The sequence below is a fragment of the Pseudidiomarina sp. CB1 genome, assembly GCF_024752025.1.
Classification (GTDB): domain Bacteria; phylum Pseudomonadota; class Gammaproteobacteria; order Enterobacterales; family Alteromonadaceae; genus Pseudidiomarina.
Genome location: NZ_JANTPU010000001.1, coordinates 766,089 through 777,132, shown reverse-complemented (window position 1 = coordinate 777,132; position 11,044 = coordinate 766,089). Strand labels below are relative to the sequence as shown.

Below are 11,044 nucleotides of genomic sequence, written 5' to 3'. Positions count from 1 at the left end.
CGCTAGTTCGGGAAATGCCACCACCACTGTGCTGATTGTGTAGCTTGCGCTGGTACAAAGGTGTTCATCACGTTACTCAATTTAATCCAAAAAAGAAGTTGTCTAATAACTTTCGAAGCTAATTTACGGGGACAACGGCAGGCTGTCAACCCGTCCAAAGTAAAAAAATCAACGTACGCTATGTTTCAAGATGCGAGATTTTTGTCGTTGCCAATCCCGCTCTTTGATGGTGTCGCGCTTGTCGTGTGATTTTTTACCCTTGGCCAGATAGATTTCAAGCTTCACTAAATGACGCTTCCAATACATGGCGGTAGCGACAATGGCATAGCCTTCACGTTCACTAGCACCGATCAACTTGTCTAACTCGCGCTTTTTCAACAGCAGCTTACGTGTACGCTCTGGGTCACAGACCACATGCGAAGATGCTGACAGTAAAGGCTGAATTTGCGCACCCAATAGGTAAGCTTCACCGTCTTTGACGATGACGTATGTGTCAGCGATATTCACCTTGCCGGCGCGGATGCTTTTGACTTCCCAGCCTTGTAAGGCAATACCAGCTTCGAATTTATCTTCCAGGAAATACTCATGGCGCGCTTTTTTATTAAGCGCGATAGTTCCTGAATTTGCGGGGGATTTTGCTTTGCTCATGGCGGCTATTATACGCATCCAATAGTAAAAGAAAATTCGTTTCTGCAGAGAAACCCATAGGACAATTGAGAATGGATGATCACACCCTGAAATTACGGTATCATGCGGGCATTTTAACGGAAGGCAAGGAATCGGTATGCCCAGCATTGAACGAAGCGCATTAGTGCCCTATAGCGATGAACAGATGTATGCGTTGGTCAATGATATTGAAAGTTATCCGCAGTTTGTGCCTGGCTGTCGTTCGGCGCAAGTTCTGGAGCAGGCTGAGCAAACGAAAGTCGCCCGTTTAGATATTAGTAAAGCTGGGGTCGGGAAATCGTTTACTACCCGTAATACACTTGAGCCACCGCACCGCATTGGTATGGAATTAGTCGATGGGCCGTTTCGTTATTTGCGTGGTGGTTGGCGTTTCCAACCCTTGGATGAAAATGCTTGCAAGATTATTTTGGAACTCGAGTTTGAATTTGCCAATCGCTTGCTTGGTTTAGCATTTGGTAATATCTTCAATGAATTACAAAGCCGCATGGTGGATGCTTTTGTAAAGCGTGCGGAACAGGTTTACGGGACTCCCTAAATGAGCCAAGACCAGATCCAGATCGAAGTTGCTTATGCTACTCCGGAGCGGCAGCAGATCATTCCGTTGCGGGTCCGCAAAGGAACATCTGTGGCGGATTGTATTTCGCAGTCACAAATTACCCGTTACTTTCCTGAAATCGATCTAAACGAGCAAAAAGTCGGTATTTGGAGTAAGGCGGTCAAGTTGGAACATGAACCACGCGACGGCGACCGTATCGAAATCTATCGGCCTTTGATCGCTGATCCCAAAGCAATTCGGCGCAAACGTGCTGAACAAGCGAAGGATGATGGTCGGGCCGACCCCGTCACCGGTGGACGTCGTCGCCGCGTTGAGAATACCGATGGTGATGTAGAGTGAAACAGCAAAGCTTTAAGCAAGTGAAGTTGTACATTATGCGCCATGGTGAGGCGATGCCCGCGCAAGCGCTGCAAGGCGATGCCATTCGACCACTAAGCCCGTACGGTGAACAAGAAGTGGTCATGAATTCGCAATGGTTGCAACAATGTCTTGCCGAGCAGGGCGTTGAAAAACTCGATTGGCTATTAGTTAGCCCCTATGTTCGAGCTCGACAAACTGCCGCGATTCTGACGCAGCAGGTGAAAGTAGCGGAGCAACTTGATTGTGCCGATATTACGCCGGAAGGTAATGCGCAGCAGTTTGCCGATTGGCTCTTTGTGCAACTGCAACGCCGCGGACACGGAACACATCATGTTGCCCTAGTTTCACACATGCCATTTGTAAGTTATTTGGTCGCTGAGCTCGATGCGCGCATGGAGCCCATCTTGTTTCCAACGGCGGGTATCGCTGAACTCACGCTTAACGCTGATGCTATGCAAGGTACATTTGAACGTATGGCGGTTGCCGAGCCTGCCTAATTTATTTCTTTATCCGAGTGGAGAACCACGTTGACGCAGTTTGCTGAAACCACTACTGAACATTTAACCACTATTGAAGACTTCTGGCGCTGGGGGATAACGTGCCTGCACAGTGCTGAGGTATTCTTTGGGCATGGTACCGATAATGCCGATACCGAGACCCAGGTGCTATTGGCACATGTTCTCCATCTTGACCTTGCGCAATTGGATGCTTTTCGTCGTGCGACGATGACGCAGGCAGAGCGCGCGCAGTTTTTACAATTGCTTCAGCAACGGATTGAAGCGCGTAAACCAGCGGCATATTTGATCGGTGAAGCTTGGTTTGCAGGGCTGCCGTTCAAAGTTGATGAACGGGTATTGATCCCGCGCTCGCCGATTGCTGAACTGATTGAAAATGAATTCCAGCCTTGGTTAAGTCAACCGCCTCAGCACATACTTGATCTGTGCACGGGCAGTGCGTGTATTGCGATCGCGTGTGCTTATGCTTTCCCTGATGCTGAAGTGGATGCGTTAGATATTTCAGCTGATGCGCTGACGGTTGCGGAAGAGAATATTGCGGCCCATCAGTTAGAGCATCGGGTGTTCCCAATGGTTTCTGATCTTTACAGTGCGGTACCCGACCAACGCTACGACTTGATTGTGACCAATCCACCTTATGTGGATGCAGAAGACATGGCTGACTTACCGGCAGAATTTCATCATGAACCTGAGTTAGGCCTTGCCGCCGGTGAGGATGGTCTTGACTTGGTTCGTACCATTTTGCGTGAAGCACCAGACCATCTTACCGAGCACGGCATTCTGATTTGTGAAGTTGGTAACTCGATGGTTCACATGATGGAGTTGTATCCAGAAGTACCATTTACTTGGTTGTCTTTCGAACGCGGTGGTGATGGCGTATTCTTACTGACAAGACAAGAATTGCTGGAGCATCAAGCCAGTTTTTAACCTTTAGCACTTAGGATCTTCTATGCCCGGTAATAGTTTTGGTGAACTTTTTCGAGTCACTACCTTTGGTGAGAGTCATGGCCCAGCACTGGGCGCAATCATTGACGGCTGCCCGCCGGGGCTGGAGTTGAGTGAAGCTGATTTACAGTATGAGCTCGATCGTCGTAAACCGGGCCAAAGTCGTTACACTACAGCCCGCCGTGAGGCCGACCAAGTACGTATTTTGTCAGGCGTATTCGAAGGCCGCACCACCGGCACGCCGATTGGCTTGATGATCGAAAACACCGACCAACGTAGTAAAGATTATTCGGCTATCAAGGACCTTTACCGGCCCGGCCATGCCGACTTTACTTATGACAAAAAGTACGGTTTCCGTGACTATCGCGGGGGGGGACGTTCATCTGCTCGCGAAACCGCAATGCGCGTAGCAGCCGGAGCTATTGCTCGAAAACTGTTAAAAGAACAGTTTGGTATCGAATTTTTCGCTGGCGTTATGCAAATTGGTCCGCACAGTATTGCTCGTGATAGCGTTGATTTTGCCTGGCAGCAGGTGCATGAAAATCCTTTGTTTATGCCGAGTGCAACAGTTGCTGAAGCCGCCGGTGAGTACCTGAAAGACTTGCTCAAGCAAGGTGATTCGGTGGGTGCCAGGGTGCGATTGGAAGTGACCGGAGTCCCTGCAGGTTTAGGTGAGCCGGTGTTTGATCGCTTTGATGCTGATTTAGCAAAAGCACTGATGAGTATCAATGCGGTGAAGGCCGTAAGTATCGGCGATGGTTTTGCCGCAGCTGGTCAACTCGGGAGTGAGCATCGTGATGAAATCAGCCCCGACGGCTTTTTAAGTAATCACGCTGGCGGTGTGCTTGGTGGCATTAGCAGTGGGCAGACCGTCATTGCCGAAGTGGCGTTTAAGCCGACTTCAAGTATCACCAAGCCGGGGCAGACCATCGACCGCTTCAATCAGCCGCAAACAGTAGTCACGCGCGGTCGTCACGACCCCTGTGTCGGCATTCGTGGCGTTCCGATCGTAGAAGCGATGGCGGCACTCGTCATTGTTGACCATTGGCTACGTCAACGTGCGCAAAACGGCAAGTAAGCAGCGAAAGGATTATGAGTAGTAGACATTATTCGACGCTTATCGAGCTTTTTCATCGTTGTTTCTATCAAGATTATCGTACCGTACTAGTCGCCGGTGACGATGAGCCATGGTATCGGCCTGCAGCAAACGCAACCGAAGATCACCAAATTATATTTGCCCACGGATTTTTTGCTTCAGCGCTGCATGAGATTGCCCACTGGTGTATCGCTGGCGCGCAACGCCGCCAACTGGAAGATTATGGCTACTGGTACGAACCCGATGGCCGCGATGCTTCACAACAAGCGCAATTTGAAAAAGTGGAACGCAAGCCGCAAGCCCTTGAATGGCTATTCTCGCGTTGCGCTGGCGTACCTTTTCAAGTGAGCGTTGATAATCTTGGTGGGTGTGACGTGGATCGTGAAGCGTTCACCCAAGCGGTGCATGACCAACTATGTGATTACTTGGTCAGCGGATTACCCGCACGTGCGGAGCGTTTTGCTCGCCTACTCGCCGAGCATTATGGTCAACCCTGGCCGCAACTCGCTGAGCTGCGAGCGGAACGCAAAGACATTGATGAGCTGCAGGGGGTAGCATGACTGAATTTCGCTTGGGCTTGGTGGTTAATCCTGCTGCCGGACTTGGCGGTAGTGTTGCGCTCAAAGGCAGTGATGGTGCCGAGACGGCGGCACGAGCGCGCGCGATGGGAGCTGAACCCAAAGCATCGAAACGCGCAGCTCAAGCCTTAAAGGAACTGGTCAACGGCAAAGTTGATTGTCGTATTTTCACTGGGGCCAATGGTCTAGGCGAGGACAGTTGTAAGCTGGCTGGGATACCCTGTGAGGTGATCTTCCACGGCCACGAACCAAGTACTGCTGACGACACCAAAGCGCTCACGCAGGCGTTAGTCGAGAGCGGCGTCGATTTACTGCTATTTGCTGGCGGCGATGGTACGGCTCGCGACGTTTATGCGGTAGTGCCAAGTGAACAGCCAGTACTAGGTATTCCCGCTGGCGTGAAAATACATTCTGGCGTGTACGCGGTAAGTCCGCGGGCGGCGGGCAAAGTCGTGGTGCAGATTCTGCAAGGGCACCTGACCACCGTGACTCATGCTGACGTGATGGACATCGATGAAACGGCATTTCGTTCTGGCACAGTGCGCGCTAAGCGCTATGGGGAAATGTTGGTACCGGAAGAATTGCGCTATGTGCAGGCGGTAAAAATGGGCGGCAAAGAGAGCGATGAACTCGTTCTTGCCGACATTGCTGCCGATGTCATTGAGCGTATGGAAGATGACGTACTTTACATCATGGGCTCCGGGTCGACGGTGGCTGCGGTGATGGACGAACTAGGTCTAGCAAACACCTTGTTAGGTGTTGATGTGATTAAAAATGGTGAACTCGTGGCTAGCGATGTTACCGCTCGTCAGCTTGAACAATGGGTGGTTACTGAACAGCAACCCGCGCGCTTGGTGGTAACGGTTATTGGCGGGCAAGGCCATATTTTTGGCCGTGGTAATCAGCAACTTAGTGCAGCACTACTGGCACAGCTACTGCAAGCCGAAGGCAAAGAAGCAATTTGGGTGGTGGCGACGAAAGCAAAATTACAACAGTTAAACGGCAAGCCGTTGTTGGTTGACACCGGTGATGCTGAGGTTGATGAACAGCTCTGCGGTTTGATCCGTGTCACCACCGGTTATCATGACGAAGTTTTTATGCAGATCGATGCGCCTTAGAATTGCGAGCGCGGCATGTAAACGGTAATACCATCAAGCTCTTCGGTCATTTCGATTTGGCAGCTTAACCGGCTGTTATCTTGCGGTTCGACAGCCATGTCGAGCATATCTTCTTCGCGCTCTGACGCGGGCGGAATTTTGTCTTGCCATTCCGTGGGTACGTACACATGACAGGTGGCACACGACATGACGCCACCGCATTCGCCAAGAATGCCATCGATCATGTTATCTACCGCACCTTCCATAAGGTTTTGACCTACGGGTACATCTGCTTCAAATTCGCCACCATTGGCATCAATATAAATTACTTTAGGCATGAAAACTCCTTGCTGCCGATCATTTTGCGGCGATTCTAACACAATTCTAAAAGAGATAGACCGAGCAATTTTGCCTGCATTCAGGTACACTAGCGCAATTTTTTAAAGCGGTTCATTTGTGAGCGACAGAGTGGGGGAGTTGCGTGTGAGTGGATTCCAATCGGTATTGGAAAAACTTTTTAAAATCAAAGCTCAAGGAAGCTCGGTTAAGGCGGAAGTGATCGGTGGTATCACAACCTTTTTGACCATGGCTTACATTATTTTTGTGAATCCATCGATTTTAAGTCAAGCGGGTATGGACCAGGGTGCTGTTTTTGTCGCAACCTGTTTGGCGGCTGCTATTGGCTGTTTGATCATGGGTTTGTGGGCCAACTATCCAGTTGCGCTGGCGCCAGGAATGGGGCTGAATGCCTTTTTTACCTATAGCGTCGTGTTGGGTATGGGCTACACTTGGCAAGCTGCACTTGGTGCGGTGTTCTTTTCTGGTATTTTATTCTTCTTACTTTCTGCGTTACGAATTCGCTCGTGGATTATCAACTCGATACCTGCCACTTTACGCCTTGCCATTGCCGCCGGTATTGGCGCATTTTTGGCGCTCATCGGCTTGCAAAATGCCAATATTATCGTGGCACACGAAGCGACTTTGGTAACCCTTGGTGATATGTCACAGCTGTCGGTGTTGCTCGCCGGTTTAGGCTTTTTCTTAATCATTGGTTTGGTGGCTCGACAAGTCCAAGGTGCAGCGTTGATTAGTATCTTGCTGGTTACCTTTATCGGCTGGTTGCTCGGTGATGTCAGCTATCAAGGCATTGTTGCGGCGCCACCTAGCCTCGCACCGACCTTTATGCAATTGGATATCGCAGGCGCATTTGACGTGGCCATGCTCAGCGTGATCTTTGCGTTCTTATTTGTCGATTTGTTTGATACGTCGGGGACGTTGATGGCGGTTGCGCAACGTGCGGGCATGACCGATAAAAACGGTAAACTTCCGCGCTTAGAAAAAGCGCTTATGGCTGACTCGACGGCTTCAGTGGCGGGCTCTATGCTCGGAACCTCAACAACGACCAGTTATATCGAGTCAGCTTCAGGGGTGGCCTCAGGCGGTAAGACGGGTCTTACCGCAGTGATTGTTGGTGTACTATTTGTGCTAGCGATTTTCTTCGCGCCATTGGCAGGAATGGTGCCAGCCTATGCAACCGCGGGCGCAATCATTTACGTATCGGTGCTAATGTTATTCACCTTGCGCTCAGTCGATTGGGATGACGTGACCGAAGCTGCGCCAGTGGCGGTTGTGCTGCTGATGACGCCATTAACGTATTCAATCGCTGACGGTATTGCGCTTGGTTTTATCAGCTATGTGGTGGTAAAAGCACTCGGCGGACGTTACAAAGAATTAAATTGGAGTGTTGCTGTGCTGGCAGCGCTATTTGTCGCAAAATTCATTTGGTTGGGGTAAGACATCATGGGATGGCATACAAATCGCGAGTTTTTCGTATCTTGGGAAGAGTTACATCGCGCCACTAAAGAGTTGGCACGTCGTCAACTACCTGCTGAGCAATGGCAGGGCATTATCGCGGTTAGCCGTGGCGGTTTAGTACCGGCGGCCATCGTTGCGCGTGAGCTCAACGTGCGTTTAGTGGAGAGCGTCTGTGTAAGTTCTTACGATCACGATAGTCAACGCGACAGCGTTACGCTATTGAAAGATGTGAGCTGTACCGAAGATGGTGAAGGCTTCTTGGTAATCGATGACTTAGTGGATACCGGCAATACGCTTAAGTTCCTCCGTGAGCGTTTACCCAAAGCTAAATTCATCACGGTTTATGCGAAACCAGCGGGTATGGAACTGGTTGACGATTATGTCGCTGATTTGGAGCAGGAAACCTGGATTCACTTTCCGTGGGACATGCACTTGCACTACGTTGAACCGTTAGCAGGCCAAGAGAGTTAAGGTAGCCCGTGGTTCTACCACGGGATTAGCTACACGTTTGGACCATGTTTGTTCAAAAGATTTGGGGTAGCCCGTGGTTCTACCACGGGATTAGCTACACGTTTGGACCATGTTTGTTCAAAAGATTTGGGGTAGCCCGTGGTTCTACCACGGGATTAGCTACACGTTTGGACCATGTTTGTTCAATTCGATAGAACCCGCAGTAGAACTGCGGGCTACAAGGCGTTTTGAACGGTAGCGACGGCGTCGCCGATCGCGACCTTGGTTTTCTCACCTGAACGTCGGTTCTTGTACTCCACGGCTTGCTCGTCGAGGTTACGTTCGCCAATAACGATTTGATGTGGAATACCAATCAGCTCCATGTCGGCGAACATCACGCCTGGACGCTCTTTGCGGTCATCGAATAAAACATCCACCCCCGCAGCTTTAAGCTCGCTGTAGAGCTGTTCTGCGATTTCTTGTACGCGCACCGACTTGTGCATGTTCATCGGTACAATCGCAACTTGGAATGGTGCTAGAGCTTCCGGCCAAGTAATCCCGAACTTGTCGTGATTTTGCTCGATAGCGGCGGCAACAATACGTGAAACGCCAATGCCATAGCAACCCATCAATAAATTCTCATGCTTCCCTGTTTCGGTAAGCACACCCACTTTCATCGCATCAGAATATTTCTTTCCTAACTGGAAAATGTGGCCTACTTCAATGCCGCGTTTAATTTGTAAGTTGCCTTGTCCACATGGGCTTGGATCACCTTCAACGACGTTGCGCAAGTCCGCTACAACAGGCAGAGGGACATCGCGCTCCCAGTTAATATTGAAGAAATGAAAGCCATCTTCGTTGGCACCGGCACCAAAGTCCGCCATAACCGCTACGCTTCGATCAATGACCAACTCTAATGGCAAGCCGACAGGTCCTAATGAACCCGGACCCGCGCCAATAGCAGCACGAATTTCTTCGTCACTGGCAAAAACCAATGGGCTGGCCACTTGCTCGAGCTTGGCCGCCTTAATTTCGTTAAGAGTGTGGTCACCACGGACCATGAGAGCCACGAGTTTGCCTTCTTCACTGCCATGTACAATCAGTGTTTTAACGGTTTGCGTAATTGGCAGTTTGAATTGCTCGACCAAGGCATCGATGGTTTTTGCGTTTGGCGTGGCGACTTTCTCCATTGCAGCAGATGGCGCAGGACGCTCTGTCGCAGGAGCCACAGCTTCGGCTAACTCGACGTTGGCCGCATAATCAGAGCTATCTGAGAAGGCGATATCGTCTTCACCTGAGTCTGCCAGAACATGAAACTCGTGTGACGAGCTGCCGCCAATTGAACCGGTGTCGGCTATCACCGGGCGATAATCAAGGCCGAGACGTTCAAAAATGCGGCAGTAGGCTGCATGCATGGCATCATAACTTGCTTGCAGGCTCGCTTGATCAAGGTGGAAAGAATAGGCATCTTTCATGATGAATTCGCGCGCACGCATCACACCAAAGCGTGGTCGAATCTCGTCACGGAATTTGGTCTGAATTTGGAATAGGTTCAAAGGGAGTTGCTTGTAACTGTTTACTTCTTTGCGAACCAACTCAGAAATTACTTCTTCGTGTGTTGGACCAAGCACAAAGTCACGTTGGTTACGATCTTTTAAACGCAGCAATTCTGGACCGTAATCTTCCCAACGACCTGATTCTTCCCATAAATCGGCCGGTTGCACCATTGGCATTAGAACTTCAAGAGCGCCAGCCCGTTCCATTTCTTCGCGCACCACCGCCTCAACTTTACGCAACACACGTAAACCGGTTGGCGTCCATGTATAAAGTCCGGCTGCGACTTTACGGATCATACCGGCGCGCAACATAAGTTGATGGCTGATGACTTCGGCGTCAGCAGGTGTTTCTTTGAGTGTGCCCAAAAGATAGTGACTGGTCCGCATGATATCCCTTTTTGTATTCGTTCAGTTGCCGAGAATTCTACCAGTAGCGGCGCCCCGTCAAAAGTCTTTCGTGATGTTTATGACAAGGTTTTGTTGATCTTCGACCCGCCATTGAATGTTTAGGTCATAAAGCTGCATACCATAAATTTGCTCTGAGGCTTGATTGCGTTTATACGCCGGTCGAGGATCTTGCTGTAAGACTTGGGTTATGAGTTGTTCAAGATTGGCGTATGCGGCGGCAAGTTCGCGCAATTGTTGCTGCGCCTGTAGTGTATAAATGACGGTTAATTGATGTTCAGGAGCGCGATGGGCATAGCCGCCTTGCGCCGATGGGAGCGCATCAACGTAGGGCAGATACGGCTTGATATCGATAACTGGGGTACCGTTGACCCAGTCGCCGCCCCGTACCAGTAAGTTGGTTTTGCCATCGTGTTGCTGAATAGCGAGCAATTCGACCACGGACATACCAATGCCATTGGGTCGAAAGGTGGAACGACTGGCAAAAACACCCACTTTAGTATTGCCGCCTAAACGCGGGGGGCGCACCAGTGGCTGCCAACCTTGGGCCAAATTTTCATGAAATAAGAATAAGACCCATATGTGGCTGAAGTCGGTTAAACCGCGAACTGCTTCACCGTCGAAGCCGGCGTAGAGTTCGATCTTAGCGTGCGCGGCCGTAACGAGGCCTGGCTGTCGTGGGATTGCGAATTTTTGCGCGTAGGGCGAATGTATCACTCCCACAGCTTCGATAGTGTGCGTCATGATGTTGGTGCTACTGAAATGGTTGGTGAATTTCAGCATATTTTTGTGTTTTTGGCGAATCATAGAACTACTTCGCTTTTAGATTCAAATCGTAAAGGCGCTGTAAGCTGCTGAATAATAACAAATAATAAAAGTTGGCATGGACCCTGCATAAGCTGTAGAGAACCTAAAAGTTTCTTAGCGCTGTCAACTTATCGATGTTCAACAGCGTCTTAAGAACCAAAGCGAACAACAAAAATT

General features: G+C 50.0%; 13 protein-coding genes and 1 other annotated feature (1 of these 14 running past the window's edge). Of the genes, 9 read left to right on the top strand and 4 right to left on the bottom strand.

From position 1 onward, the window contains the following. Positions 1-29: a sequence feature (Trp leader region), on the bottom strand (it extends 68 nt beyond the left edge of the window). 139 nt (positions 30-168) lie between these two features. Next, positions 169-648, bottom strand: coding sequence for an SsrA-binding protein SmpB (gene smpB / locus NV375_RS03685; protein WP_126770668.1), 480 nt, complete (start codon positions 646-648; stop codon positions 169-171). A gap of 136 nt (positions 649-784) precedes the next feature. On the opposite strand from smpB, the gene NV375_RS03680 reads away from it, so the two are divergent. From NV375_RS03680 to NV375_RS03650, 7 genes are read left to right on the top strand one after another with little or no spacing between them, the layout of a single operon-like run. Further along, complete coding sequence (locus tag NV375_RS03680; protein WP_126770666.1) at positions 785-1,222, top strand: type II toxin-antitoxin system RatA family toxin; 438 nt, start codon at positions 785-787, stop codon at positions 1,220-1,222. After that, a complete protein-coding gene (locus tag NV375_RS03675) occupies positions 1,223-1,582 on the top strand; it encodes an RnfH family protein (RefSeq protein ID WP_258807011.1) in 360 nt (119 codons plus the stop codon). After that, positions 1,579-2,100: a phosphohistidine phosphatase SixA gene (gene sixA, locus NV375_RS03670; protein ID WP_258807010.1), complete on the top strand. Its 522-nt coding sequence runs from the start codon at positions 1,579-1,581 to the stop codon at positions 2,098-2,100. The genes NV375_RS03675 and sixA overlap by 4 nt, the downstream gene beginning before the upstream one ends. A 30-nt stretch (positions 2,101-2,130) precedes the next feature. Continuing rightward, entirely contained in the window at positions 2,131-3,045 is a 915-nt protein-coding gene (gene prmB / locus NV375_RS03665) for a 50S ribosomal protein L3 N(5)-glutamine methyltransferase (RefSeq protein ID WP_258807009.1), read from the top strand. 22 nt (positions 3,046-3,067) lie between these two features. Continuing rightward, complete coding sequence (gene aroC, locus NV375_RS03660; protein WP_258807008.1) at positions 3,068-4,141, top strand: chorismate synthase; 1,074 nt, start codon at positions 3,068-3,070, stop codon at positions 4,139-4,141. 14 nt (positions 4,142-4,155) lie between these two features. Next, on the top strand, positions 4,156-4,719 hold the full coding sequence (locus NV375_RS03655; RefSeq protein ID WP_309491680.1) for an elongation factor P hydroxylase: 564 nt from the start codon (positions 4,156-4,158) through the stop codon (positions 4,717-4,719). Then, on the top strand, positions 4,716-5,855 hold the full coding sequence (locus NV375_RS03650; protein WP_258807007.1) for an ATP-NAD kinase family protein: 1,140 nt from the start codon (positions 4,716-4,718) through the stop codon (positions 5,853-5,855). The genes NV375_RS03655 and NV375_RS03650 overlap by 4 nt, the downstream gene beginning before the upstream one ends. On the opposite strand, the gene NV375_RS03645 is transcribed toward NV375_RS03650, so the two are convergent. Further along, the gene (locus NV375_RS03645; RefSeq protein WP_258807006.1) at positions 5,852-6,172 is read right to left on the bottom strand and encodes a 2Fe-2S iron-sulfur cluster-binding protein; all 321 of its coding nucleotides are present in this window, start codon (positions 6,170-6,172) and stop codon (positions 5,852-5,854) included. The two genes, NV375_RS03650 and NV375_RS03645, sit on opposite strands and share 4 nt — an antisense overlap. A 145-nt stretch (positions 6,173-6,317) precedes the next feature. On the opposite strand from NV375_RS03645, the gene NV375_RS03640 reads away from it, so the two are divergent. Both NV375_RS03640 and gpt read left to right on the top strand, forming a co-directional pair. Beyond that, complete coding sequence (locus NV375_RS03640) at positions 6,318-7,628, top strand: NCS2 family permease (RefSeq protein WP_309491679.1); 1,311 nt, start codon at positions 6,318-6,320, stop codon at positions 7,626-7,628. A gap of 6 nt (positions 7,629-7,634) precedes the next feature. After that, entirely contained in the window at positions 7,635-8,120 is a 486-nt protein-coding gene (gene gpt, locus NV375_RS03635; RefSeq protein ID WP_126770652.1) for a xanthine phosphoribosyltransferase, read from the top strand. 215 nt (positions 8,121-8,335) lie between these two features. Here the strand turns inward: gpt and NV375_RS03630 are convergent, their stop codons facing one another. Together NV375_RS03630 and tsaA are read right to left on the bottom strand one after the other, a co-directional pair. Next, the gene (locus tag NV375_RS03630) at positions 8,336-10,042 is read right to left on the bottom strand and encodes a proline--tRNA ligase (protein ID WP_258807005.1); all 1,707 of its coding nucleotides are present in this window, start codon (positions 10,040-10,042) and stop codon (positions 8,336-8,338) included. Between the two features lie 57 nt (positions 10,043-10,099). Beyond that, positions 10,100-10,867, bottom strand: a complete 768-nt coding sequence (tsaA, locus tag NV375_RS03625) for a tRNA (N6-threonylcarbamoyladenosine(37)-N6)-methyltransferase TrmO (RefSeq protein WP_258807004.1) — start codon at positions 10,865-10,867, stop codon at positions 10,100-10,102. Between the last annotated feature and the right edge of the window lie 177 nt (positions 10,868-11,044).